The sequence below is a fragment of the Pseudomonas sp. TE3910 genome (genome assembly GCF_056279025.1).
The window spans coordinates 2,644,131-2,670,663 of sequence record NZ_JBWBQN010000001.1 but is presented as its reverse complement, the minus strand read 5'-3'; the positions used below and the strand labels follow the sequence as shown (position 1 = coordinate 2,670,663).

Annotated in this window: 19 protein-coding genes and 1 pseudogene; 7 read left to right on the top strand and 13 right to left on the bottom strand. The window is 58.9% G+C overall.

What is annotated here, in order from left to right; translation table 11 throughout:
• Positions 1-54: 54 nt before the first annotated feature.
• The 7 genes and pseudogenes from nusA (at position 55) to ACZ9H3_RS12120 (ending at position 8,717) form a co-directional block, all read left to right on the top strand.
• The gene (nusA, locus tag ACZ9H3_RS12150) at positions 55-1,536 is read left to right on the top strand and encodes a transcription termination factor NusA (RefSeq protein ID WP_065758266.1); all 1,482 of its coding nucleotides are present in this window, start codon (positions 55-57) and stop codon (positions 1,534-1,536) included.
• A gap of 26 nt (positions 1,537-1,562) precedes the next feature.
• Complete coding sequence (gene infB, locus ACZ9H3_RS12145) at positions 1,563-4,058, top strand: translation initiation factor IF-2 (RefSeq protein ID WP_065758267.1); 2,496 nt, start codon at positions 1,563-1,565, stop codon at positions 4,056-4,058.
• 120 nt (positions 4,059-4,178) lie between these two features.
• The gene (gene rbfA / locus ACZ9H3_RS12140) at positions 4,179-4,580 is read left to right on the top strand and encodes a 30S ribosome-binding factor RbfA (RefSeq protein ID WP_065758268.1); all 402 of its coding nucleotides are present in this window, start codon (positions 4,179-4,181) and stop codon (positions 4,578-4,580) included.
• Positions 4,581-4,583: 3 nt separating this feature from the next.
• Positions 4,584-5,503 (top strand): annotated as a pseudogene (truB, locus tag ACZ9H3_RS12135) (tRNA pseudouridine(55) synthase TruB).
• 152 nt (positions 5,504-5,655) lie between these two features.
• A complete protein-coding gene (gene rpsO, locus ACZ9H3_RS12130) occupies positions 5,656-5,925 on the top strand; it encodes a 30S ribosomal protein S15 (protein ID WP_065758270.1) in 270 nt (89 codons plus the stop codon).
• Positions 5,926-6,175: 250 nt separating this feature from the next.
• Positions 6,176-8,281, top strand: coding sequence for a polyribonucleotide nucleotidyltransferase (pnp, locus tag ACZ9H3_RS12125; RefSeq protein ID WP_065758271.1), 2,106 nt, complete (start codon positions 6,176-6,178; stop codon positions 8,279-8,281).
• 103 nt (positions 8,282-8,384) lie between these two features.
• Positions 8,385-8,717 (top strand): BON domain-containing protein, encoded by a 333-nt coding sequence (locus ACZ9H3_RS12120; protein ID WP_065758272.1) that lies wholly within the window; start codon positions 8,385-8,387, stop codon positions 8,715-8,717.
• Positions 8,718-8,768: 51 nt separating this feature from the next.
• Here ACZ9H3_RS12120 and ACZ9H3_RS12115 read toward each other — a convergent pair whose 3' ends face one another.
• From ACZ9H3_RS12115 to ACZ9H3_RS12055, 13 genes are all read right to left on the bottom strand, one after another.
• Positions 8,769-11,702, bottom strand: a complete 2,934-nt coding sequence (locus ACZ9H3_RS12115; protein WP_476220916.1) for a DUF748 domain-containing protein — start codon at positions 11,700-11,702, stop codon at positions 8,769-8,771.
• A 102-nt stretch (positions 11,703-11,804) separates the two neighbouring features.
• Positions 11,805-12,821, bottom strand: a complete 1,017-nt coding sequence (locus ACZ9H3_RS12110) for a class I SAM-dependent rRNA methyltransferase (protein WP_476220914.1) — start codon at positions 12,819-12,821, stop codon at positions 11,805-11,807.
• 69 nt (positions 12,822-12,890) lie between these two features.
• A complete protein-coding gene (locus ACZ9H3_RS12105; RefSeq protein ID WP_476220912.1) occupies positions 12,891-14,069 on the bottom strand; it encodes an acetyl-CoA C-acetyltransferase in 1,179 nt (392 codons plus the stop codon).
• Positions 14,070-14,211: 142 nt separating this feature from the next.
• Complete coding sequence (locus ACZ9H3_RS12100) at positions 14,212-15,081, bottom strand: oxygenase MpaB family protein (protein WP_476220910.1); 870 nt, start codon at positions 15,079-15,081, stop codon at positions 14,212-14,214.
• Positions 15,082-15,158: 77 nt separating this feature from the next.
• Positions 15,159-16,823: a glucose-6-phosphate isomerase gene (gene pgi, locus ACZ9H3_RS12095; protein WP_065758277.1), complete on the bottom strand. Its 1,665-nt coding sequence runs from the start codon at positions 16,821-16,823 to the stop codon at positions 15,159-15,161.
• Positions 16,824-16,941: 118 nt separating this feature from the next.
• Positions 16,942-17,322 (bottom strand): aspartate 1-decarboxylase, encoded by a 381-nt coding sequence (gene panD, locus ACZ9H3_RS12090; RefSeq protein ID WP_099775821.1) that lies wholly within the window; start codon positions 17,320-17,322, stop codon positions 16,942-16,944.
• Positions 17,323-17,423: 101 nt separating this feature from the next.
• A complete protein-coding gene (gene panC / locus ACZ9H3_RS12085; RefSeq protein WP_099775819.1) occupies positions 17,424-18,284 on the bottom strand; it encodes a pantoate--beta-alanine ligase in 861 nt (286 codons plus the stop codon).
• Complete coding sequence (gene panB / locus ACZ9H3_RS12080) at positions 18,281-19,081, bottom strand: 3-methyl-2-oxobutanoate hydroxymethyltransferase (protein WP_099775817.1); 801 nt, start codon at positions 19,079-19,081, stop codon at positions 18,281-18,283. The genes panC and panB overlap by 4 nt, the downstream gene beginning before the upstream one ends.
• Before the next feature lie 251 nt (positions 19,082-19,332).
• Positions 19,333-19,809 (bottom strand): 2-amino-4-hydroxy-6-hydroxymethyldihydropteridine diphosphokinase, encoded by a 477-nt coding sequence (gene folK, locus ACZ9H3_RS12075; RefSeq protein WP_099775815.1) that lies wholly within the window; start codon positions 19,807-19,809, stop codon positions 19,333-19,335.
• 2 nt (positions 19,810-19,811) lie between these two features.
• Positions 19,812-21,200 carry a polynucleotide adenylyltransferase PcnB gene (locus tag ACZ9H3_RS12070; RefSeq protein ID WP_476220906.1) on the bottom strand — a complete coding sequence of 463 codons (1,389 nt, stop codon included), beginning with the start codon at positions 21,198-21,200 and terminating at the stop codon, positions 19,812-19,814.
• A 699-nt stretch (positions 21,201-21,899) separates the two neighbouring features.
• Entirely contained in the window at positions 21,900-23,336 is a 1,437-nt protein-coding gene (locus ACZ9H3_RS12065; protein WP_099775813.1) for a sigma-54-dependent transcriptional regulator, read from the bottom strand.
• Between the two features lie 22 nt (positions 23,337-23,358).
• Positions 23,359-26,316 (bottom strand): sensor histidine kinase, encoded by a 2,958-nt coding sequence (locus ACZ9H3_RS12060; RefSeq protein ID WP_476220904.1) that lies wholly within the window; start codon positions 26,314-26,316, stop codon positions 23,359-23,361.
• Positions 26,300-26,476: a hypothetical protein gene (locus ACZ9H3_RS12055; RefSeq protein WP_003250005.1), complete on the bottom strand. Its 177-nt coding sequence runs from the start codon at positions 26,474-26,476 to the stop codon at positions 26,300-26,302. Before ACZ9H3_RS12055 ends, ACZ9H3_RS12060 begins: the two co-directional genes overlap by 17 nt.
• Between the last annotated feature and the right edge of the window lie 57 nt (positions 26,477-26,533).

Below are 26,533 nucleotides of genomic sequence, written 5' to 3'. Positions count from 1 at the left end.
GCCGGATACCGCGTAGTCCGCGGATCCAATGGCGTGCGAAAGGCGAGGCGTACGATGAGCAAAGAAGTACTGCTGGTTGTTGAGTCGGTATCCAACGAAAAGGGCGTACCGGCCGGCGTAATTTTTGAAGCGCTGGAAGTGGCTCTGGCCACTGCAACCAAGAAACGTTTTGAAGATGAAGTCGACCTGCGTGTGGAAATCAACCGCCACACGGGTAACTACGAGACTTTCCGTCGTTGGACTGTGGTCGAAGACGAAGATCTGGACGATCCAGCGATTGAACTTGCCGTTGATCAGGCCCAGGCGAAAAAGCCGGGTGCCGTTGCTGGCGAGATCATCGAGGAAAAGATCGAATCCATTGAGTTCGGCCGCATTGCTGCTCAAACTGCCAAGCAGGTTATCGTGCAGAAAGTGCGTGAAGCCGAGCGTGCGCAGGTCGTCGACGCTTATCGTGAGCGTCTGGGCGAGATCATTTCCGGCACCGTCAAGAAAGTCACCCGCGACAACGTTATCGTCGACCTGGGCAACAACGCTGAAGCGTTGCTGGCCCGTGAAGACATCATTTCGCGCGAAACCTTCCGTGTGGGTGTGCGTCTGCGTGCACTGCTCAAGGAAATTCGTACCGAGAACCGTGGCCCGCAACTGATTCTGTCGCGTACTGCGCCACAGATGCTGATCGAGCTTTTCCGCATTGAGGTGCCGGAAATTGCCGAAGGCCTGATCGAAGTCATGGGCGCCTCTCGCGACCCAGGCTCGCGGGCCAAGATCGCCGTTCGCTCCAAAGACAAGCGCATTGACCCACAAGGTGCGTGTATTGGCATGCGTGGTTCGCGTGTTCAGGCAGTTTCTGGCGAATTGGGCGGCGAGCGCGTGGATATCGTCCTGTGGGACGACAACCCGGCGCAGTTTGTCATCAACGCCATGTCACCGGCTGAAGTCGCGGCGATCATTGTTGATGAAGATGCCCACGCCATGGATATCGCCGTGGCGGCGGACAACCTGGCCCAGGCCATCGGCCGTGGCGGTCAGAACGTGCGTCTGGCCAGCCAGCTGACCGGCTGGACGCTGAACGTGATGACCGAGTCGGACATTCAGGCCAAGCAACAAGCTGAAACCGGCGACATCCTGCGTAACTTCATCGACGAGCTGGAAGTTGATGAAGAGCTGGCGCAGGTGCTGGTTGACGAAGGCTTCACCAGCCTGGAAGAAATTGCCTACGTACCGCTGGAAGAAATGCTCAACATCGATGGCTTTGACGAGGAGATCGTCAACGAGCTCCGCGCTCGGGCCAAGGACCGTCTGTTGACCAAGGCCATCGCTACAGAGGAAAAACTGGCAGACGCCCACCCGGCCGAAGACCTGCTCTCTCTTGAGGGTATGGACAACGACCTGGCAGCGGAACTGGCGGTGCGCGGCGTGGTTACCCGCGAAGACCTGGCCGAGCAGTCGATCGACGACCTGCTCGACATCGACGGCATCGACGAAGAGCGTGCCGGCAAGTTGATCATGGCCGCCCGAGCCCACTGGTTCGAGTAATTAGGCTGGCCTGAGGAGAGAAGTGCATGACGCAAGTCACGGTGAAAGAATTGGCCCAAGAGGTCGCTGCACCGGTAGAGCGCCTGCTGCAGCAGATGCGTGAGGCAGGTCTGCCGCACACCGACGCCGGTCAGGTAGTGACCGACAGTGAGAAGCAGGCTCTGCTGACTCATTTGAAAAGCAGCCACAAGGCGAAAGTGGAAGAACCGCGCAAGATCACCTTGCAGCGCAAGACCACCAGCACCCTGCGTGTTGCCGGTAGCAAAAGCATCAGCGTAGAAGTACGCAAGAAGAAAGTATTTGTGCAACGCAGCCCGGAAGAGATCCAGGCCGAGCAGAAGCGCGAGCTGGACGAACGCCGTGCCGTGGAAAACGCCGCACGTGAGAAGGCTGAAGCCGAAGCACGTCAACGTGCCCAGGAAGAAGCCCGTCGTCAGCCTGCAGCGACTGAGGCCGTAGCGGCCGCGCCGGTCGCAGCAGCGCCTGCCGCTGTTTCTCCGGCCGACGCTGCTCCAGCACCGGTTGCCGATCGCAAGAAAGACGAAAGCCGTCGTAGCGACAAGGCGCGTGACGACGATCGTCGTGGCGAGCGCCGCAACGAAGCGCCACGTGTTTCGGTCAAGGTCAAGGAAAAGGAAAAGGCGCCTACGCCGCGTGCTGCTCCGCGTACTACCGAAGAAGAAAGCGATGGCTTCCGTCGCGGTGGTCGTGGCAAGGGCAAGCCGAAGAAGCGTAACGCGCACGGCTTCCAGAGCCCGACTGGTCCGGTAATCCGTGACGTGGTGATCGGCGAGACCATCACGGTTTCTGAACTGGCCCAACAGATGTCGGTCAAGGCCGCTGAAGTGGTCAAGTTCATGTTCAAGCTGGGCACTCCGGTGACCATCAACCAGGTGCTCGATCAGGAAACCGCACAGCTGGTTGCTGAAGAGCTGGGCCACAACGTCAAACTGGTCAGCGACAACGCCCTGGAAGATTCCCTGGCCGAGTCCCTGAAGTTTGAAGGTGAGTCGTTCGCTCGTGCGCCGGTTGTTACCGTAATGGGTCACGTTGACCACGGTAAGACCTCGCTGCTCGACTACATCCGTCGTGCCAAGGTAGCTGCTGGCGAAGCCGGTGGTATTACCCAGCACATCGGTGCTTACCACGTTGAAACCGACCGCGGCATGGTCACGTTCCTCGATACCCCAGGCCACGCTGCGTTCACCGCAATGCGTGCCCGTGGTGCCAAGGCAACCGACATCGTGATCCTCGTGGTCGCGGCTGACGACGGTGTAATGCCGCAGACCATTGAAGCAGTCCAGCATGCCAAGGCTGCCGGTGTTCCTCTGGTTGTTGCCGTGAACAAGATCGACAAGCCGGGTGCAGATCTTGATCGCATCCGTAACGAGTTGTCTGTTCAGGGCGTTACCTCCGAAGAGTGGGGCGGTGATACACCATTCGTTCCTGTCTCGGCGAAGATGGGTACTGGCGTCGACGAGTTGCTTGAAGCCGTTCTGCTGCAGGCCGAGATTCTCGAGCTCAAGGCAACGCCTTCGGCACCGGGTCGTGGCGTGGTAGTTGAATCGCGTCTGGACAAAGGCCGTGGCCCAGTGGCTACCGTGCTGGTTCAGGACGGTACTCTGCGTCAGGGCGACATGGTTCTGTGCGGTTCGAACTTCGGCCGTGTACGTGCCATGCTTGACGAGAACGGCAAGCCTGTGAAAGAAGCGGGCCCGTCGATTCCGGTCGAGATCCTTGGTCTTGATGGCACTCCAGAGGCCGGCGATGAGCTGAGCGTGGTTGCTGACGAGAAGAAGGCCCGTGAAGTTGCACTGTTCCGTCAAGGCAAGTACCGCGAAGTCAAACTGGCTCGCGCGCATGCCGGCAAACTCGAGAACATCTTCGAGAACATGGGGCAGGAAGAGAAGAAGACCCTCAACATCGTCCTCAAGGCCGATGTGCGTGGTTCTCTCGAGGCGCTGCAAGGTTCCTTGAGCGGTCTGGGCAACGACGAAGTACAAGTGCGCGTAGTGGGCGGCGGCGTCGGTGGTATCACCGAAAGCGATGCCAACCTGGCACTGGCTTCCAATGCAGTACTGTTCGGCTTCAACGTGCGTGCTGATGCTGGCGCGCGCAAGATCGTCGAGCAGGAAGGTCTGGATATGCGTTACTACAACGTGATCTACGACATCATTGAAGACGTCAAGAAAGCCCTGACCGGTATGCTCGGCAGCGATGTTCGCGAGAACATCCTCGGTATCGCTGAAGTTCGTGACGTGTTCCGCTCGCCGAAGTTCGGTGCTATCGCCGGTTGCATGGTGGTCGAAGGTACGGTTCACCGTAACCGTCCGATCCGTGTACTGCGTGAAGACATCGTTATCTTCGAAGGCGAACTGGAATCGCTGCGTCGCTTCAAGGACGATATGTCCGAAGTCCGCGCCGGCATGGAATGCGGTATTGGCGTCAAGAGCTACAACGACGTCAAGGTTGGCGACAAGATCGAAGTCTTCGAGAAAGTCCAAGTCGCTCGCACGCTCTAAGCCGCGAGCTTGGGAGCCGTATGTTGATCGCCGCAAGGCGCCCGCAGCGGCTCTGAACGCAACGCCCGGTCCGGCTTCAGCCTGGCCGGGCGTTTGCCGCTTCAGTTACAGGTAGCAAACATGGCAAAAGAATATAGCCGTACCCAACGTATTGGCGATCAGATGCAGCGTGAGCTTGCTCAACTGATCCGTCGTGAAGTCAAGGATCCGCGTGTTGGTCTGGTGACCATTACTGCCGTCGATGTCAGTCGTGATGTTGGCCATGCCAAGGTGTTCATCACCGTGATGGGGCAGGATGGTGCAGAAAACATCGCGCAGAGCTTGAAAGTTCTGAACTCCGCCGCAGGTTTCCTGCGCATGCAACTCGGTCGTGAAATGAAGTTGCGCAGTGTGCCGCAACTGCACTTCCACTATGACGAAAGCGTCTCCCGTGGTGCCCACCTGTCGGCGTTGATCGAGCGTGCCGTAGCAGAAGACAGCCAGCATCAGGATGGCGGTACTTCCCTGGACACCAAGGAGTAAGCGGTGGCTCAGGTCAAGCGTATCCGTCGTAACGTCAGTGGCATCATCCTGCTCGACAAGCCGCTGGGGTTTACCTCCAACGCCGCTTTGCAGAAGGTGCGCTGGCTGCTCAATGCTGAAAAGGCAGGCCATACGGGGAGCCTCGACCCACTGGCCAGTGGTGTATTGCCGCTGTGCTTCGGTGAGGCGACGAAGTTTTCCCAGTACTTGCTCGATTCTGACAAGGGTTACGAAACGGTCATGCAATTGGGCATGACCACCAGCACTGCCGATGCTGAAGGTGAAGTGCTGCAGACTCGCGAAGTGACCGTTGGTCGCGCCGATATCGAAGCTGTTTTGCCACAATTTCGTGGTCAAATCAGTCAGATACCGCCGATGTACTCTGCGCTCAAGCGTGACGGGCAGCCGCTGTACAAGCTGGCACGCGCAGGTGAAGTAGTGGAGCGTGAAGCACGTTCTGTTACTATTGATCGCCTGGAACTGCTTGAGTGTGAAGGTAGCCGCGCTCGTCTTTCGGTAGGCTGCAGTAAAGGTACGTACATCCGTACCCTGGTCGAGGACATCGGCGAGAGCAGTTGGGCTGTGGCGCCTATGTTGCAGAACTGCGCCGCACGCATGCCGGGCCATTCAGCCTGGCACAGACTGTGACCCTCGAAGAACTCGAGCAGGTTCACGCCGAAGGCGGTAATGAAGCGGTAGATCGCTTTCTGTTACCGTCCGATAGCGGTCTGCAAGATTGGCCTCTGCTCAAGTTTTCCGAGCACAGTGCCTTCTACTGGTTGCATGGTCAGCCGGTAAGGGCTCCGGACGCGCCGAAATTCGGCATGGTCCGCGTACAGGATCACAACGGTCGCTTCATCGGTATTGGTGAAGTGAGCGAAGACGGGCGAATTGCGCCGCGTCGACTGATTCGGTCTGAATGATCGAAACCAACGGTATCAGGCTTCGGCGTGATACCTGCGGGACAGAGGATGGCTGTTAATAGGCACGGTTACTCCTCACTTTTATGAATACAGGGATTCGTCCCTGGCCTATTGGAAACCGGTTTCGGTTTCCCTTGATTTGGAGAAGCCAGATGGCACTCAGCGTTGAAGAAAAAGCTCAAATCGTCGGCGAATACCAGCAAGCAGCCGGTGACACCGGTTCGCCAGAAGTGCAAGTTGCGCTGCTGACCGCCAACATCAACAAGCTGCAAGGCCACTTCAAGGCCAACGGCAAAGACCACCACTCCCGTCGTGGTCTGATCCGTATGGTAAACCAGCGTCGTAAGCTGCTGGACTACCTGAAGGGTAAAGACGCCACTCGTTACAGCGCCCTGATCGGTCGTCTGGGTCTGCGTCGCTAATAGCGTCCTGGCCAGTGGTGTGCTCGGCGTGTTGCATTCTTCAGCCACGGTACGTTGTACCTGGGTTGATGAACACGCCGCGCGTATCTATGAGGTTGGCTGTCTGTTCTGCCTGAGCGGTTTCCGCGCAGTCAGGGCAGGCTCCCAACCTCTAGTTTTATCTGGACGGTCAATGGGGCCGATTCCCCGTTCTGCCCAAGAATTCGCAAGAACAAGTTCCCCTAGAGCCACTGAAAAAAGGTAGGAAACCGTGAACCCGGTAATCAAGAAATTCCAATTCGGTCAATCGACCGTTACCCTCGAGACGGGCCGTATTGCTCGTCAAGCCTCCGGCGCCGTATTGGTCACCGTCGACAACGATGTCACCGTACTGGTGACCGTGGTCGGTGCCAAACAGGCTGATCCAGGCAAGGGCTTTTTCCCTCTGTCCGTTCACTATCAGGAAAAGACCTACGCCGCCGGCAAGATCCCTGGTGGTTTCTTCAAGCGTGAAGGCCGTCCTTCCGAGAAAGAAACCCTGACTTCGCGTTTGATCGACCGTCCGATCCGCCCGCTGTTCCCAGAAGGTTTCATGAACGAAGTGCAGGTTGTCTGCACCGTCGTTTCCACCAGCAAGAAGACCGATCCGGACATCGCTGCGATGATCGGTACTTCGGCTGCCCTGGCGATCTCCGGTATTCCGTTTGATGGCCCGATCGGCGCTGCCCGTGTTGCTTACCACGAAAGCACCGGCTACCTGCTGAACCCAACTTACGAGCAACTGGCTGCCTCGAGCCTGGACATGGTCGTTGCCGGTACTTCCGACGCGGTACTGATGGTTGAATCGGAAGCCAAAGAGCTGACCGAAGACCAGATGCTGGGCGCTGTGCTGTTCGCTCATGACGAGTTCCAGGCTGTTATCCAGGCCGTCAAAGAGCTCGCTGCCGAAGCTGCCAAGCCTACCTGGGACTGGAAAGCACCGGTTGCCAACACCGAACTGCTGAACGCAATCCGCGCCGAGTTCGGCGAAGCCGTTTCCCAGGCTTACACCATCACCGTCAAGGCCGATCGCTACGCTCGCCTGGGCGAACTGCGTGACCAGGTTGTCGCCAAGTTCTCCGGTGAAGAAGGTCAGCCTAGCGCTGGTGAAGTCAAAGAAATCTTTGGCGAAATCGAATACCGCACCGTTCGCGAAAACATCGTCAATGGCAAGCCACGTATCGACGGTCGCGACACCAAGACCGTCCGTCCGCTGAACATCGAAGTCGGTGTACTTTCGAAGACTCACGGTTCGGCATTGTTCACCCGTGGCGAGACCCAGGCTCTGGTTGTTGCAACACTGGGTACTGCCCGTGACGCACAGTTGCTGGACACCCTTGAAGGCGAGAAAAAAGACCCCTTCATGCTGCACTACAACTTCCCTCCGTTCTCGGTAGGTGAGTGTGGTCGTATGGGTGGTGCAGGTCGTCGTGAAATCGGTCACGGCCGTCTGGCTCGCCGTTCGGTTCAGGCCATGCTGCCAGCTGCCGACGTATTCCCGTACACCATTCGTGTCGTCTCGGAAATCACCGAGTCCAATGGTTCCAGCTCCATGGCTTCGGTCTGTGGTGCATCGCTGGCACTGATGGACGCTGGTGTACCGATGAAGGCACCGGTTGCCGGTATCGCCATGGGTCTGGTTAAAGAAGGCGAGAAGTTCGCCATCCTGACCGACATCCTGGGTGACGAAGACCACCTGGGCGACATGGACTTCAAGGTAGCCGGTACCGCCAAAGGTGTTACCGCGCTGCAGATGGACATCAAGATCAACGGCATCACCGAAGAGATCATGGAAATCGCTCTGGGCCAAGCCCTGGAAGCGCGCCTGAACATCCTCGGTCAGATGAACCAGGTCATTGGTCAGTCCCGTAGCGAACTGTCGGAAAATGCTCCGACCATGATCGCGATGAAGATTGATACCGACAAGATCCGTGATGTTATCGGTAAAGGCGGCGCGACCATCCGTGCTATCTGTGAAGAGACCAAGGCTTCGATCGATATCGAAGACGACGGCTCGATCAAGATCTTTGGTGAAACCAAGGATGCGGCAGAAGCGGCTCGCCAGCGCGTACTGAGCATTACTGCCGAAGCCGAGATCGGCAAGATCTACGTCGGCAAGGTTGAGCGCATCGTTGACTTCGGTGCCTTCGTCAACATCCTGCCGGGCAAGGACGGTCTGGTTCACATCTCGATGCTGAGCGATGCTCGTGTCGAGAAAGTGACCGACATCCTGAAAGAAGGTCAGGAAGTTGAAGTACTGGTACTGGACGTGGACAACCGCGGCCGTATCAAGCTGTCGATCAAAGATGTTGCAGCAGCCAAGGCTTCGGGCGTCTAAGCTCAAAGCGTTGAAGAAAGGACCCTAAGGGGTCCTTTTTTTATGGGCGGAGTTCGCCGTGTACGTGCTTGCATCCTGCATGCTTCAAAAAGGAGTGTCTTGTATGAAGAAGTTCGTTATTGCTGCCGCTACTGTTACCGCGCTGATGTTGGCCAACGTGACTTTTGCTCAAGCGCCGCTGACGGTTGCGGCGGGTGAGATGACCAAGGCAACAGAGGCTACTTCCGATACCTGGATCACCACGAAGGTCAAAGCAGACCTGATGACGGAGAAGGGGGTGCCGGGTTCGGACATCTCTGTAGAAACCAACAGCGGCGTAGTTTCCCTGTCGTCAAAGGTGCCTTTGACCCAATCCCAGAAAGACGCAGCAGTCTCGATTGCCAAAAAAATAAAGGGGGTTAAGGCGGTATCGGCTGAAGGCCTGAGAACTTATTAAGCTGAACCCCGGCCATTGAGCCGGGGTTTTAAGCAGGCGTTTGAGGAGCGCTTACTCGGAGTCCAGATGCAACTGCGAGATTACCCGGCCATCGGCTTCGGCTTGCCCCAGCGTGGCATCGACGAAGTACACGCGCTGGTCTTCAAGCTTGCCCTGGTCGACCAGGTAATCCTTGATGCTGCTGGCGCGCGCCTGGCCCAGTTGACGCAGCAACAGGGGGCTTTCAGCCCACGACGTGATCACCGCGTTGCGCAGGTTGTCTGTGCGCTCTTTACGGCTCAACTGTTCCCACTGCGCGGGCGGTTGTTGTTTGAGGCGCGAGCGGTAGATCGCCTCAAGCATCGCGGGTTTCTCGTCATCTGGCACCTGCAGTTGAGTGGCTTGTGCCGGGACCTTGTCGCCTCGCCGTTGCAGCATCTTGTAGTAGGTAGCCTGATACTCGCGCTCCAGACGCTGCTCGGCAATCAGCGGGCCGTCACTGCTCTGGGCGCTGGTACCTTCGATTTCCAGGCGCAATTCCGGGCGCGCCTTGAGTGCGCTGGCGAGTTTGTCCAGGGCCCCTTTGGCGTCGCTGCTCAAGTCACTTGAGCCTGGAGTAAAGGCGACGCTTCCAAGGTCTTGGGCGTCGCCGCCACTGACGAGCCCGCCAATGAACTTGAACGGTGCCTGGGCGGCTCGCATGACGAGGTTTCGTAATGTCTGCCAGACAATCGGCATCACGCTGAACTGAGGGTTGTTCAAGTCGCCGGAGATTGGCAACTCAATGGAGATTTTGCCTTCGGTGTCCTTGAGCAGTGCGACGGCAAGGCGAATCGGCAAGTCTACGGCATCAGGGCTGTCTACCTTTTCACCCAGTTGCAGTTGTTCAAGCACCAGTTTGTTCTCGGCCTTGAGCTGGCCCTTGGTGATCAGGTAATGCAGGTCCAGATTCAGGCGACCCTTGCGGATGCGGTAGCCGGCAAATTTGCCCGAGTAAGGGGTCAGGGTGGTCAGCTCGACGCGTTTGAAGCTGGTGGCGATGTCCAGGCTGGCCATGGGGTCGAAGGGGTTCAGCGCGCCCTTGATAGTGACGGGCGCATAGCGGTCGACCTTACCTTTGATATCGACATTGGCAGGTTTCGGTTGCCGGTTGTCGATAGTGCCGATCCGGCCGTTGAGTTGCTGGATCGCCGTGGCGAAGTTGGGTGTCAGGCTGAAGTCGGCGAAGTTGGCCGAGCCGTCGTTGATCGCGATTTCACCAATGTGGATGCCCAGCGGCTTGGCGCTGCTGGTGGACGTATTGCTTGCTTTCTGCGGGCTTCCAGCCGGTTGTGGTATCAACAGGTCATCGACGCTGGTGGTACGGTCTTCATTGATCATAAAACGCGCATAGGGCTGTTGCAGGTTGACCTTTGCAATCGATAGCGCATCCCCATGACGATATTCCAGGCCATCCAGATTCAACTGCTGCCATTTGACGAAATCGCGGTTCTTGATGGTGTCTAGCGTGTGCAGCTGATTGACCTGAGCCTTGCCCGTGATACTGAAGGCCAGCGGTGCCGTGTTCTTGAGGTCGACGTCGAGATCGCTGTTGAGCATGCCGCTGCGTAGCTCAAGGCGAATGAATGGGCTGATATAGGCTTGTGCGACACGAAGGTCGATATCCCGCGTAACGACATTCAGTTTACTGCTGACAGGTGCCAGATTGACGTCACCCGAGGCCTGCAGCTTGCCTTGCTTGCCTACTCCGGTATCGAGCTTCAGGGTGAAGGGCGACTGATTGAGGCTGTCGAAGTTCTGCAGGTCCAGGTTAAGTGGGCCCACCTCCAGCGCCACCGGTTCCTTGTGGGTACGGTCAGCCAGATGAACCTGATAGTTGCGCAACTGAACGTCACGCAGTAACACCTGCCATGGTTTGCTTGGGGTATTGGTGCCTGTCGTCTCTTTGGTGGCCGGCGTTGCGGTGGCCGGTTCAGTTTTCTCTGCAGGTTTTGCCTTGGCTGGCTGGCTGGCGAACAGCTTCTGCCAGTCGAGCTGACCATCGGCTTCAAGGGCTGCCCAGGTTTCCAGTTTCTCGCTGCGAATCTTGCCAACGGTGACCAACTGCTTGGCCAGGTCAATCGACGTTTCGCTGACCGACAGGCTGGCCAGGCGTACCAATGGCCTGCCATCGGGCGCATTGACTGCAAACGGCGCGATCTGAAGCGAGGTGTTGTCGAGCAGCAGCTCGGTTTCCTTGGACAGGTTCAGTTTGTAGTGGGTCTCAAAGCTGACACGCCCGTCTTCAAGTACCAACGGCACTATATCTCGGACATAAGGCCAGACGAGCTTCATCTTGCCGTCAGTAAACTTCAGCGTGCCTTCAGAGGCGATGGGCACCAGGCTGAACGTACCCTGCCAGTCGATCCGGCCGCCCTTGGGGCCTGCGGCGACCAGGGTCATGTCCGTGCTGTCGTCGGGCAGGGTGCTGAGGTTCTTCAGTTCCAGGTCCATCGAGTCGTAGAGAAATTCGATGGGTTCGCTGGGTCGCAGGTCTTCGAAATGCAGGTAACCGGCGTTGAGTTTGATGCTGCCAATACGCAGCGGGAAGGGCTCGCTCGCAGGCGTTTCGGCTTTTGGCTGGCTGGGCGGCAGCTTGAAGAGTTGGGTCAGATTGAGGCTGCCGTCCTTGGCAAACAGCAGTTCGGTACGTGGCTTGTCCAGTTCGACGTTCGCCAGGTGAAGCGCGCCGCTCCACAGGCTGTCGAGCTGCAGGTTGGCATACAAACGTTCAAAGCCGACCTGCTCCTTGCCCGGCTCACCGATCTGCAAGCCCCAGAGTGTCAGCTCCAGGCTGAACGGGTTGAGTTCCACGCGCTGCAGCTTGGCAGGTAGCGTGGCGTAGTTGGCTAATTGCTGGTTAGCAATTCGCAAGGCGACGCCGGGGAGAATCAGGAAACCAAGCAGGCTGTAAAGGGCCAGAGCGGCCAACAAGGCGCCGAGGGCGCGTTTCATTCCTTTGGGCATGTGCGGCGTCGTCTGTATCTAACGGAAGTGGTTGGAGTATGGCACGATAATTCGGTTCCGAAGATAGCGCCAAATCACCTCTTTCGTGCGTAAACGTCTATTTCAAAGGTGCAGAATCAAGGTCTTTAGCGGTGGTTGGTTATCCATGGACGGGAAGTCGGCAGCCGGTGTCAGAACCTGCCACTCGCGCACTGGCCGGTTGTTTTTCTCGGCGCAGCGCAGCACCTGTGCGCGCCAGTCGTCGAGGCTGACCTTGGCCAGGTTGTTACAGCAGACCAGCACACCTCCTTCGGCAGTGCTCAACAGCGCCGGCTTGAGCAGGCTTTGATAGTCTCGCAACAGGTCGACGGTGCCGAAGGCACTCTTTGCCCAGGCAGGCGGGTCGAGAAATACCAGATCGAATTGCCGTGGTTCCAGTCGCGGGTAGGGCGGCAGTTTGTGACCGCGTCGTTGGCTGACGGGTAGCCCGGCCAACTGGCGGATCGCCGGGAAGTAGTCGGACTGTATGAACTCCATGGGCGCAAGCGTTGGGTTCAGGGCTGCGTTTTCGCGACCTACAGCCAGGTTGCCTTCGGCGAAATCCAGGTTGCAGACCTCACGGGCACCCCCTGCGGCGGCACTCAAGCCAACCCCACAGGTATAGGCAAACAGGTTCAGTACGCGCTTGCCGGCGCTGTTCTGCTTGATCCAGCCACGGGCATTGCGCAAATCGAGAAACAACAGCGGATCCTGCCCCGAGTGACGGCCACGTACCCGATAGTTCAGCCCCCACTCATGGCCGACATGATCGGCCAGGGCCGCCTCGCTGGCCTGGTAGGCCGGGTCTCGACGGTCGATACGACTGTTGCCTTGGGAGCGGTCGTTGTAGACCAGCAGCAGCTCCAGGCCAAGTGATTGCTCGACGGTAGCATGCAGGTCGAGCAGGGCATCGTGATCGAGGGTCTGGTGAAAGCTCTGTACCAGCAACTGCGGGCCATAGCGGTCTACGGTCAGGCCGGCAGCGCCTTCCTGGCTTCCATGGAACAGCCGGTAGCAGTCGGTCCCTTGGGCATGGAGTTCGGCGAGAAGGCCGTTGCGGGGGTCGAGGGCGGCGCGCAGCGCCTGATTCAAGAGGGACATGCACGTAGCCTTGGTATTCGGGGCTGCAGTTTAACAGGAGAGGCCCAGGGTGAGCCTCTCCGGCGTACATCAGCGTTCGATCGTCAGGGCCACACCCTGGCCACCACCGATGCACAGCGTTGCCAGCCCTTTCCTGGCATCACGCTTGATCATTTCGTGCAACAGGGTGACCAGTACCCGGCAACCGGAAGCACCAATAGGGTGCCCCAATGCAATGGCACCACCGTTGACATTGACCTTGGCGGCATCCCAGCCCAGCTCTTTACCGACGGACAACGCTTGGGCGGCGAAGGCTTCGTTGGCTTCTATCAGGTCCAGGTCTGACAACGACCAGCCGGCTTTTTCAAGGCAGCGTCGAGTGGCATTTACAGGGCCAATGCCCATGATTGCAGGGTCAACGCCGGCGTTTGCATAGGCGGTGATACGGGCCAGTACCGGCAGCTCCAGTTCCTGGGCTTTAGCGGCACTCATCAGCAGCACGGCGGCAGCACCATCATTGAGTGACGACGCATTGCCCGCCGTGACACTGCCATCTTTCTTGAAGGCGGGCCTGAGCTTGCTCAACGACTCAGCGGTAGTGCCCGGGCGGGGCTGCTCGTCAGTGGCGAACGCGATCGGATCGCCTTTGCGTTGCGGGATCAGGATCGGGGTGATTTCTTCAATGAAACGACCGCTTTCAATGGCTACGCTGGCTTTCTGCTGGGAGGCCGCTGCGAAGGCGTCCTGCTCCTCGCGGCTCAGGCCGTACTTTTCGACCAGGTTTTCGGCGGTGATGCCCATGTGGTAGTCGTTGAAAGCGTCCCACAAGCCATCACTGATCATGCTGTCGATCAATGAGCTGTGGCCCATGCGCAGGCCGGTGCGCGCACCAGGTATGACATAGTTGGCAAGGCTCATGTTTTCCTGTCCGCCCGCGATGACCACGTCGGCATCGCCACACCGAATCGCTTGCGCAGCCAAGTGCACGGCTTTGAGCCCAGAGCCACATACCTTGTTGAGTGTCAGGGCGGGCACGGCGTGGGGCAGCCCAGCCTTGATCGCGGCTTGGCGGGCAGGGTTCTGACCGGCACCGGCGGTCAGAACCTGGCCGAAGATGACTTCGTCTACGAGTTCGGCGTCCAGGCCGGTCTGTGTCAGCAGCTGGCTGATAACCGCAGCCCCCAGATCAACGGCTGGAATAGCGGCCAGTGCTCCTTGGTAGCTACCAATGGCGGTACGGGTGGCGGCAACGATCACAACATCTTGCATGGCACAGGTCCTTAGTCTTGTTGGATGTGGTATCGGAACGGCAAAAGCCTGCTTTGGGCTTTGTTGGTAGGCATGGTGGCACAGATGGCCAGGCGCCTGCCAATCACCAAAGTATGAGGCGTGCACGCCCGCTGGCTGACGCTCAGCTGAGTCCCATGCGTCGGTGTGCACGGTGCTTGGAGCTGTCGCGCATGGCCCAGCGTAGCACCGGGGCAACACCGGCAACCCCCAGGCGGACCAGTCGGCGCTCTAGCAGGCTCGGTGAGAATCCATGCATGGCACTGGCCCATGGCGCTAACAGGTCGATGCCTGCCCGCATCATCACGGCGCCAACGGGCTTGGCCTGCCGGCTCGGCGCAGGGGCATCAAGCAGCAGGCGAACCACTTCGCGGCTGCGTGCATCGCACGCCAGTTGTGGGCGCATGGCGTGCAGGTATTCGGCAATAGCCTGGCGCGAGCGGGGCACATTGCGTGCGCCCAGGCGTTCGGCGACCAAGGCAATTTCGTCGTAGTAGGCATCCTGGTCAGCGAGGCTCATCCGAGGATTGCGGTAACGCAGGTGTGCGGCGAGAAAACTGCTGACTTCGGCGACGTGTACCCAGGTCAGCAGGTCGGGGTCGCTGGCGGCATAGGGGCGCCCATCGGCGGCGGTGCCGACGACCTGCAGATGAATGGTCCGTACTTTATCGATCAGCCACTCGGCGTCGCGGGTTGAGCCGAATGTCGTCCCGGAGATGAACTGGCTGGTACGGCGCAGACGGCCGATCATGTCTTGGCGAAAGCTCGAATGGTCCCAGACCCCGGCCAGTGCCAGTGGGTGCAAGACTTGCAACAGGAGGGCGCTGATGCCACCGATCAGCATGCTCGGAAAGTCGCCATGCACGCGCCAGCAGATACTGTTTGGGCCAAACAGCCCGGGATCACCTTTGGGGTGTTCCAGGTCCAGTTGCCCCAGCGCCAGGCCGGTCATGCTAAGCAGTTGGGTCTCGATACGGCGACGAAGGGCTTCCATAACGTCCTTGCGGCACCGTCGTTGCGGTGCGCTTCACTGCCCCCGGTCGCACTGGCGACCAAGGGCAGGAAGGGTGATCAGCCGCGGTGGCGGCCGCGGAAGTAGTTGATCAGACCTTGGGTCGAGGCATCTTCAGCAGGCTCTTCGATGCCACCGGTGAGGCGCTGGTAGACGCCTTTGCCGAGCTCCTTGCCCAATTCAACACCCCACTGGTCGAAGGCGTTGATACCCCAGATGACGCTCTGCACGAACACTTTGTGTTCATACATGGCCACCAGCGCGCCCAAACGGCGTGGGCTGATACGCTCTACAACCAAGGTGTTGCTCGGACGGTTGCCCGGGATCACCTTGTGCGGTGCCAGCTTCTGGATTTCGGTTTCGGCCAGGCCTTTCTCGCGCAGTTCTGCTTCGGCTTCAGCGCGGGTCTTACCGAGCATCAGGGCCTGGCTCTGCGACAGGCAGTTGGCGTACAGCCACTGGTGGTGGTCGGCAACCGGGTTGAAACTGACCACCGGGACGATGAAGTCCGCTGGAATCAGTTGGGTGCCCTGGTGCAGCAACTGATGGTAGGCGTGCTGACCGTTGCAACCGACACCACCCCAGATGACGGGGCCGGTATCGTGGTTAACCGGGGTTCCGTCCTGGCGCACGCTCTTGCCGTTGGACTCCATATCCAACTGCTGCAGGTGCTTGGTGATGTTGCGCAGGTAGTGGTCGTACGGCAGGATCGCGTGGCTTTGCGCTCCCCAGAAGTTGCCGTACCAGACGCCCAGAAGTGCCAACAGCACAGGCATGTTCTGTTCGAATGGGGCGCTCTGGAAGTGCTGGTCCATGGTGTAGGCACCGGACAGCAGCTCCTTGAAGTTGGCCATGCCAATGGCCAGGGCAATAGGCAGGCCGATGGCCGACCACAGCGAATAACGGCCACCTACCCAGTCCCACATCGGGAAGATGTTCTCTTCGCGAATGCCGAAAGCGATGGCTGCTGTCTTGTTACTGGAAACGGCGATGAAGTGTCGGTGAAGTTCTACTTCCGAGCCACCCTGGGCCAAGTACCAAGCGCGTGCGGCCTGGGCGTTTTTCAGGGTTTCGAGGGTGTTGAAAGACTTTGACGAGACGATGAACAGTGTGGTCTCGGCGCGCAGGTTGGCCGACAGCTCATGAAACTCGCTGCCGTCGATATTGGCCAGGTAGTGGCAGCGCACGCCCCGCTGGGCATAAGGCAAGAGGGCTTCAGAGACCAGTTCGGGGCCAAGGAAGGACCCGCCAATGCCGATGTTCACAACGTCGGTAATCGGCTTTTCGGTATAACCACGCCACAAGCCGTCGTGAATCCGCCCAACCAGTTCGGTTACCTGGTTAAGGACCTTATGCACCTCGGGCATGATGTTGACGCCGTTGACGCTCAATTTGTCGCCTACCGGACGGCGTAGCGCGGTGTGCAGCGCTGGGCGACCTTCCGAAGCGTTGAGGATCTCGCCGGCGAACAGCGACTTTATCGCATCCTGCAGGCCCACTTCATCGGCCAGCCCTACCAGCAGGTTGCGGGTCTGGGCGTTGATCAGGTTTTTCGAGTAGTCGAGGAACAGGCCGCAACAGCTCAGAGAAAATTGGTTGAAGCGCTGTGGATCGGCGTTGAAGGCCTCGCGCATGCTGAAATTCTGCATGGCTTCGCGGTGCTGCTGGAGCGCCTGCCAAGCCGGCAGGGCGGTAACGTCATGAGGGGTGCGGTAGTACGCCATCGCTGCAGATTTTCCTTATTGCTGGAACTGCCTTGGACACTGAAAAGGTCGGTCCGTTTGCAGGCTCGTCTGAAAAGATTGCACACGAACCTGCCGTTGGCCTGGCTGAGCCGGTGGCTCAGTCCAACTGAACCGGAATGGCATGGCTGGTGTGGCTCAGCTCATTCCCTGGCGCCATGTATAGCATGCGCGGTTTGAAGTTGTGCAGTTCTGCTTCACTGTAATGGGCATAGGCGCAGATGATTACGCGGTCGCCGACTTTGGCCTTGTGTGCAGCTGCACCATTGACCGAGATCATCCGGGAGCCTTCTTCGCCGCGAATGGCGTAGGTGGTGAAGCGCTCGCCGTTGTCGACGTTGTAGATCTGGATTTGTTCGTACTCACGAATACCGGCCAGGTCCAGCCAGAGCCCGTCGATGGCGCAGGAGCCCTCGTAGTCGAGTACGGCATGGGTGACTTCTGCGCGATGCAGTTTGGCCTTGAGCATGATGGCGTGCATGGGGGGATTCCTTGGTCAGGTTCTCGCGCGGGTACACGGAGCCTTCCGGCCCCGCGAGCGGCGGCAGTGTGCCCGAACCCAGGGGGCCGGGCAACATGGCGCTAAGGCTTGTCGTCGAGATTCAGGTGCAGGTTGTCGATCAAGCGGGTTGCGCCTAGAAACGCAGCGACCAGGATCACCAGGTCACGGTCTTCAGCGGTGGCAGGGCGCAGGCTGATCGCATGGCGAACTTCAAGGTAATCGGGACGGAAGCCGGCCTTTTGCAGTTGCTCCTGGCCCTGGGCAATCAGGGCCTGGAAATCGCACGAGCCCTGTTTGATGGCTTCGGCCATCTGCGTCAGGGTGCGGTACAGCGCGGGTGCACAGGCGCGTTGTTCATCGTTCAGGTAACCGTTGCGTGACGACAGCGCCAGGCCATCAGGGGCACGCACAGTGGGTTCGCCGATGATCTGGATCGGCATGTTCAAATCACGGACCAGTGCGCGGATCACGGCCAGTTGCTGGAAGTCCTTCTGGCCGAACACCGCCAGGTCTGGCTGAACCATGTTGAACAACTTGCTGACCACGGTGGCTACACCTTCAAAGTGCCCTGGTCGGCTTGCGCCGCAAAGGCCTTCTGACAGCTGTGGAACAGAAACACGGGTTTGTCCTGCCATGCCCTCGGGATACATTTCCTCGACGGAAGGGGCAAACAATAGATGACAGCCTGCTTCCAGCAGCTTTTCCTGGTCGGCGGCAAGCGTGCGAGGGTATTTGTCGAGGTCTTCGCCCGCGCCGAACTGCAGCGGGTTGACGAAGATGCTGGCAACCACGAAATCAACCCGCTGCGCAGCCTTGGCCACGAGTGCAGCATGCCCGCTGTGCAGGTTGCCCATGGTCGGTACGAAGCCAATGCGTTTGCCTTCGCTGCGTGCCCGCGCTACGGCGGCGCGCAGCTCGCGGACGGTTTTGACTGTATTCATGCACTGAACCCGTGTTCGCTGCCTGGGAAAGTGACGTCCTTGACCTCTTTGACATACGCCTGCAAGGCGCTCTGAATATCGCTCTGGCCAGCCATGAAGTTCTTCACGAACTTGGGTACACGACCACTGAGGGATAGGCCGAGCATGTCATGCATGACCAGTACCTGGCCGTCGGTGGCACTGCCTGCGCCAATACCGATGACGGGTATTTTTACTGCCTGGGTGATTTCGGCGGCCAGTTCGCTTGGGACACACTCCAGCAGCAGCATCGCGGCGCCGGCTTGTTCCAGGGCAATGGCATCGGCACGCATTTGTCGGGCCTGGTTTTCCTGGCGACCCTGGACCTTGTAACCGCCGAGTATGTTCACCGCTTGTGGTGTCAGGCCCATATGTGCGCACACAGGTACACCGCGTTCGGCCAGCAGACGAATGGTGTCAGCCAGCCAGGCTGCGCCTTCGATTTTGACCATATGGGCGCCGGCCTGCATTAGTGCGCCGCTGTTGGCGAACGCCTGTTCAGTGGTGGCATACGCCATGAACGGCAGGTCGGCCAGAATCAGTGCGCCTTCGTTACCACGTTTGACGCTGCTTACGTGGTAGGCCATTTCGGCGTTGGTGACGGGCAAGGTGCTGTCGTGGCCCTGCAGGACCATGCCCAGCGAGTCGCCTACCAGCAGTATTTCTACGCCGGCGCGGCAGCATGCCTGGGCGAACGTTGCGTCATAGCACGTCAGCATGGCAATTTTCTCACCCTTGAGCTTTAGGCTCTGCAGGGTGGTCAGGGTTACATCTGGCATGAAAAGGAATCCTCGTTCAGGCGCTGTGAAAAACGACTGCGTACAACGCGTGTATTCATCTTCTGGAACAGCACATCATCGATTGTGGTGTTTGAAATACGACCTGTTCCAGGCCTATATACGCCTTTTTGCGGCGCTTGGGCGCCACGGGACGCCTATAGTCGTGAGCGAGGGGGCTTAAGTCAATTACCCTGTTACCGCATTGTTACGAATGCACTGTTACGGGCGTTACCGTGTGGGGGAACGCCCGGTTACAGGCGCTCCAGACCGACGAACGGGCAATCGGCCAGCAGTTGGGCGAGCGGGCGCTGGTCGGCCAGCAGGAAGTCGGCAGGTACCAGTTCTGCCAGCGGGTAGAGTACGAACGGACGCGCCTGCATGTGGTAATGCGGCACCTTGAGCCGTGGTTCATCGATAACCTGGTCACCGTAGAGCAGGATATCCAGGTCAAGGGTTCGTGCCCCCCAGCGCTCTTTACGAACGCGGCCCTGGGCGTTTTCTATGGATTGCAGGGCATCGAGCAGGGCAATAGGCTCCAGCGCGCTGTCCAGTGCCGCCACGGCATTTGTGTAGCGTGGCTGGCCTGGTGAGAGCGAGTCGCTGGTGTAGAAGCTGGACACGGCAACCAGATCAGTCGCTGGCAGCTGCTCGAGCGATTGCAGGGCGCTCTCAAGCTGCTGGCGGGGATCGTCCAGGTTGCTGCCCAGACCAATATAGACGCGAGGCATGTTTACTCGCCCGCAGCGCCGTCGGCGCGCTTGCGTTTGCTGCCACTGCGCTTGCGTTTGCGTGGGCCTGCGCCAGCACCCTCATCGCGGCTGCCGAGTTCGCGGATCATGTCGCGACGCTCACTTTCGTTGCACTCCTGATAGTCAGTCCACCATTGGCCAAGACCATCGGTGTCCTCGCCCGCACTTTCGCGCAGCAGCAGGAAGTCATAGCCGGCACGGAAGCGCGGGTTGTCCAGTAACAGGTCGGCACGTTTGCCGCTGCGCCGTGGCAGGCGCTCCTGCATGTCCCAGATTTCACGGATGGGCATGGTGAAACGCTTGGGGATTGCGATGCGTTGGCACTGTTCGCTGATCAGTTCGTGCGCCGCTTCGTTCATGGCCGGGATAGGCGGCATGCCTCGGCTCTGCAAATGCAGCGCACGTGTTGGCAGGGCAGGCCAGAGCATGGCAGCGAAAAGGAAGGCCGGGGTTACCGGCTTGCCTTGTTTGACCCGTAGATCCGTGTTGATCAACGCTTGGCTGATCAAGGTATGGGTGTAGGTCGGATGGTCTTCCAGTGCCTGGGCGCTGGCCGGGAACAGTGGATCGAACAGTTGCAGGTCGACCAGCATCTCGAACGTATCGGCGGCCTGGCCGGAGAGGAACAGCTTGAGGCTTTCCTCGAACAGGCGTGCAGACGGAATCTCACGCAGCATCGGCGCCAGTTGGCGAATCGGTGCGACGGTGTGCTTCTCGATGCCGAAGTTCAGCTTGGCGGCGAAGCGCACCGCGCGCAGCATGCGTACCGGGTCTTCCTGGTAGCGCTGGGTCGGGTCGCCAATCAGGCGGATCAAGCGGTTACGAATATCGTGTACGCCGTTGGCATAATCGAGAATGCGCTCGCTGATCGGATCGTAATACAGCGCATTGATGGTGAAGTCGCGGCGCTGCGCGTCTTCTTCCAATGTGCCGTAGACGTTATCGCGCAGGATGCGCCCACTCTCGTTGCGTGAGGACTGGTGGTTGTTTTCCTCTTCGCTTTCAGGGTGGTTGGCGCGGAAGGTCGCGACTTCAATGATTTCACGGCCAAAGTGGACGTGAACCAGTTTGAAGCGACGGCCAATGACTCGGGCGTTGCGGAACTCCGCACGCACTTGCTCGGGGGTGGCGCTGGTGGCGACGTCGAAGTCTTTCGGCGTAATGCCCAGAAGCTGGTCGCGCACGCAGCCGCCGACCAGATAGGCCTGGTAGCCGGCGTTTTGCAGACGCTCGACGATGCTCACCGCATGACGACTGAATTGGCCACGTTGCAGCGAATGTTGACTGCTATTAATCACTTCAGGCGTGGTGCGCTGGTGGTGCGGGCCACGAACGGGGGGACGGAACGACTGGAACAGCTTCTTCAGCATGGGATGCACTGTTTGAAGGAATTTTCAGCCATAAACGAAGAATGGCCGCATGATAGGCGGGGATTCTAGCATTTACTCTGGGAATGGTGTAGGCAACAGCATGAGGGGGTACAGGTAGGAAAACTACAAGGGGAGCCGAAGCTCCCCTGGAATGTAGTTGCGTGCTCTTTTTATTTTTCTTCTGGGCTTCTTGTTTTTGTTGAGTGCCCTGTCTACAAAGCCGAGGCTTGTAGAGCGTCCCCCTATTCGGGGGCCAAGAGCAAACGGATTGCTTTGGTCGCTGAGGTTGCGGTGATCTGTCGATCCAACCAGTGTAGGCGCTGCTTTAGTGCAGTTTTTGTTGTTCTCTGCCTGGTTGTGGGGCAAGCCCCAAAACACAACTCCTCTCCAAAAGAATCAGTTAGCTGCGCCTCCGCCGTCTTGTTCTTATTGTGCGTGAGCCGATTCGTCTTATTTTTATTGTCTTTTGCAGTGCTTGTTATTGTTCTTGTACCAAACATATAGCAGGTGCCGTGCCAACTTTTGTGAAACCCAGTAAAACAAGGGCTTACGCCGGTTTTGGTCCGTTTTGCCGCCGAAAAAAAACCGGGGTTTCGTTACCGTAAGCCCCGGTTTTTGTTACGTCTTCATGTTGCGGTAACAGTCTGTCACGTGAATCTTATGTTACCTGCCCAATGGCACGGTGACAGCTGAAGCGTATCAGCCCTCGTTGGTTGCGCTGCTCTTGCGTCGAGGTATTCCCAAGCGCTGGCGTCGTTCCCACAGGCACTTGCGGCTGACCCCCAGCTTGCGTGCCAGTTCGGTTTCAGTCATATGGTCCTGGTGCTCGAGCACGAAGTGCTGGAAGTAGTCTTCCAGCGACAGGTCTTCCATGGGCTCATGGCTGTTGTTGGCCTGCGTGCCGGCTGCTGGCAGGCCACCGAAGTTCTCATCGTCGTCTTCCAGATCGCTCAGCTCGATATCGATACCCAGCAGGTCGGCAGAAATCTCTGGGCTCTCGCAAAGGATGACGGCACGCTCCACGGCGTTTTCCAGTTCACGCACGTTACCTGGCCAGGAGTAGTGACGTATCGCCATTTCTGCGTCGTGAGCAAACCTCAGGTCATTGCGGCCGATACGTGCGCTCTGCCGAGCGAGGAAGGCATTGGCAATTTCATTGACGTCGGCACCCCGTTCCCGCAGCGCAGGCAGCTTCAGGGCGATGACGTGCAGTCGGTAGTAAAGGTCTTCACGGAACTGGCCGACTTTGGCCAGGTTCTTCAGGTCGCGGTGGGTAGCGGCGATCAGGCGCACATCAACCTTCTGCGACTGTACCGAACCGACCCGGCGGATTTCGCCTTCCTGCAGGACACGCAGCAGGCGAGCCTGGGCTTCCAGCGGCAGCTCGCCAATTTCATCCAGGAAAAGCGTGCCGCCATCGGCGGCTTCAACCAGGCCTGCGCGCCCGGCACTGGCGCCGGTGAACGCGCCTTTCTCGTGGCCGAAGAGTTCGGACTCGATGAGGGTTTCCGGAATCGCTGCGCAGTTTACCGAGATCATCGGCGCCTTGGCGCGTCGCGACAGGTTGTGCAGGGCGCGAGCGACCAGCTCTTTACCGGTACCCGACTCGCCTTGAATCAGGACGTTGGAGTCGGTGGGCGCGACTTTACGGATCTTGCTGTAGAGATCTTGCATCGGTGGGCACGAGCCGATAATGCCGATCTCGCCATTGGCACTTTCACTGCCGGCCTTGTCACTGGCGGCTGGCTTGCCATTTACACGTTCGGAAGGTGCCGCCGGAGCGCTCTGCCGATCACGCAGGATGCGCGCCACTGCCTGCAGCATCTCGTCATGGTCGAAGGGTTTGGCGATGTAGTCGACCGCCCCCATCTTCATGGAGTCGACCGCAGAACGCAGGCTGGCGTAGCTGGTCATGATCAGCACAGGCGTTCCCTGGCCAAGCTTGATCAGTTCGGTACCCGGGGCGCCTGGCAAGCGCAGATCGCTGACGATCAGGTCGAAGGTCGGAATGCTGAAGCGTTCCTGAGCCTCCTGTACCGAGCCGGCTTCACTGACCTGGTACTGGTTCCGTTCGAGCAGGCGACGCAAGGCTGAGCGGATGATGGTTTCGTCTTCGACGATCAGAATATGCGGCATTGATTCAATTCTCTCGACGGTCTCAGTTCACAGCGGACGTCGCTACGACATGGCGCGGTAGGGTCACTCGGATCCGGGTGCCACGCTGGCTTTCGATATCGGCCGGGCTGTCGATGGTGATTTGTCCATAATGCTCTTCCACGATGGAATAGACCAGAGCGAGCCCTAGTCCTGTCCCTTCACCCGGGTCCTTGGTGGTGAAGAACGGTTCGAACAATCGGTCCATGATGTTCTTTGGGATTCCGCTCCCTTCATCCTCGACAATCAGGTCGACGGTGTGTTCATTCGCTTCGCTTCTGACCCGCACGGCTGCGCCGGGTGGCGAGGCGTCGCGTGCATTGGACAGTAAATTGATCAATACCTGGGCGAGCCGCTGGGGGTCGCCGTCTACCCAGTGCTCCGGGTCGCACAGATTGAAAAACTGTACTTCAAAATTGCGCCGGTTCAAGGCCAGCAAGCCGATTGCATCCTGTGCCACTTCTGCCAGGCATACGGGTTCTTCATTGTTCTGTTGGCTACCGCCGGCGTGGGCGAAGCTCATCAGTGACTGAACGATGCGTGAAATACGCTTGGTCTGTTCAATGATCTGGCTGCTCAGCTCGGTGATTTCGCTGTCTTCCTCGCGCTCTTCCCGCAGGTTTTGCGCCAGGCAGGCGATGCCGGTAATCGGGTTGCCGATCTCATGGGCCACCCCGGCGGCCAGGCGGCCGATGCTCGCCAAACGTTCGGAGTGCACCAGCTTGTCTTCAAGCGCTTGAGTTTCGGTCAAGTCTTCAACAAGCAGTACCAAGCCACTGTTACCCGGTGCCAGTGGTTCGTCGATGGCTGCCTTGTGCAGGTTCAACCAGCGCGGCTGGCCATCCAGCGCCAACCGTTGTTTGTGCAGGTGTTCATCAGGAACATTGATGAAACCGAGTAGAAGGCCGCGCCAAGGTTCGCTGATGGTTGTCAGGCGGGAGCCCACCACGTGCTTGGCGGCAATGCCAGTCAACTCTTCCATGGCCCGGTTCCACATCAGAATTTCCTGATCCTTGGCCAGCGAGCAGACGCCCATCGGCAGTTCCTGCAGGGTTTGGCGATGGTAGCGGCGCAGGGCGTCGAGTTCAGCGGCAAGGCCGGTCAGCCGCGAGTGGTAGTCTTCCAGGCGACTCTCGATGAAGTGGATGTCTTCGGTAACGTAGTTCTCGCTGCCGGACTTGTAGGGCAGGAAGGTCTCGACCATGTCCTGAGCTACGCTAGGCCCCATCAAGCCAGACAGGTTTGCCTCTATTCGGTCACGCAGCCTGCGTAGCGCATAAGGCCGGCGCTCATCAAAAGGCAGGTAGAGATCGCGCAGTGCCTGTTCAACTTCTTTCTGTGCGGCCTTGGCGCCCAGGGGCTTGGCCAGTTGGGTGGCAAACTCCTGCGGCGAGGCCGCATGCAATTCGCGACGCTGCGGCCGGCGAACGTTGTCCACCGCACAGGCCTCTGCGGCGCCAACCTCTTCCGGGCTGGCATTGGTGAACAGCGAAATCAGCGTGAACAACAGGACGTTGGCTGCCAGTGAAGCGATGGCTGCCATGTGCCAACTGGTGTCGTCGAGCACATAGATCATGTTCAGCAGCGGGATGTAAAAGCCCTGCAGATTGCCAACCAGTGGCAGCAGCATGGTTACCAGCCAGACGCTGATCCCCGCCAGCAACCCGGCGATGAAGCCTCGTCGGTTTGCGGTTGGCCAGTAGAGTACCGAGAGCACGCCGGGCAGGAACTGCAGTGTTGCGACAAAGGCGACGATACCCAGATTGGCCAGGTCCTGCTGAGCGCCCAACAACAGATAGAAGCCGAAACCTGCGCTGATGATGGCGACGATCAGTGCCCGTCGGGTCCATTTCAGCCAGCGGTAGATATTACCTTCGGCCGGTGGCTGGTACAGCGGCAGTACCAGATGGTTCAGGGCCATGCCGGACAGCGCCAGGGTGGTCACGATGATCAGGCCACTGGCGGCTGAGAGCCCGCCGATGTACGCCAGCAGTGCCAATAGCTTGTTGTTCGCGGCAATGCCCAGGCCCAGGGTGAAGTATTCCGGGCTGGTGCTGGCGCCCAGTTTCAGGCCCGCCCAGAGGATCAGGGGAACCGCCAGGCTCATCAGCAGCAGAAACAGCGGTAAGCCCCAACTGGCGCTGACCAGTGAGCGCGGATTGAGGTTTTCGGTAAAGGCCATGTGGTACATGTGCGGCATGACGATTGCCGAGGCGAAAAACACCAGCAGCAGGGTTCTCCAAGGGCCTTCCTGTAGTGGCGTGTGCAATGCAGCGAGGGCTGTCTGGTTTTGCAGCAACCAGACTTCCAGTTGGTGGGGGCCGCCGAACACGCCGTAAAGCGCGTAGAGGCCAATCCCCCCTATCGCCAGTAGTTTGATCACCGATTCGAAGGCAATGGCGAACACCAGTCCCTCATGCTTCTCACGGGTCGCGATATGCCGCGAGCCAAAGAAAATGGTGAACAGTGTGATCATTGCGCAGAAGGCCAGTGCCACCCGGTTTTTAACCGGTTCGCCGCTGAGAATGCCGATTGAGTCGGCCACCGCCTGAATTTGCAGCGCCAATAGAGGCAGTACGCCAATCAGCATGAAAACGGTGGTCAGCGCGCCGGCCCAGGTGCTGCGAAAGCGAAAGGCAATCAGGTCGGCCAGGGATGACAGCTGGTAGGTGCGGGTGATCTTGAGGATCGGGTAAAGCAGCACGGGCGCCAATAGAAAGGCCCCGGAAACCCCCAGGTAGCAGGCGAGGAAACCGTACCCATACTGATAGGCAAGCCCGACCGTGCCATAGAACGCCCAGGCACTGGCATAAACACCCAGTGACAAGGTGTAGGTCAGCGGGTGACGGATGATCGCGCGTGGGATCATGCCGCGTTCGCTGATCCAGGCCACGCCGAACAGCACCAGCAGGTAGGTGGCGCTGATCAGGATCATCTGGGTCAGGCTAAAGCTCATCGGCATCACGTTGGCTCTGCAGGATAAAGGTCACGACGATCAGGATCAGCCAGAGCAGGTACGGGCGATACCAGGCCCCGGTCGGTTCGATCCACCAGTCCATGATGGCAGGGGAGAACAAATAGATCCCCACGACCAGAAGCAGGACCAAACGATAGATGTACATGTGGGCCTCACTGGTTAAACCGCTGCGTGCCTGAAGTTATTATTGGCGCAAATCGGC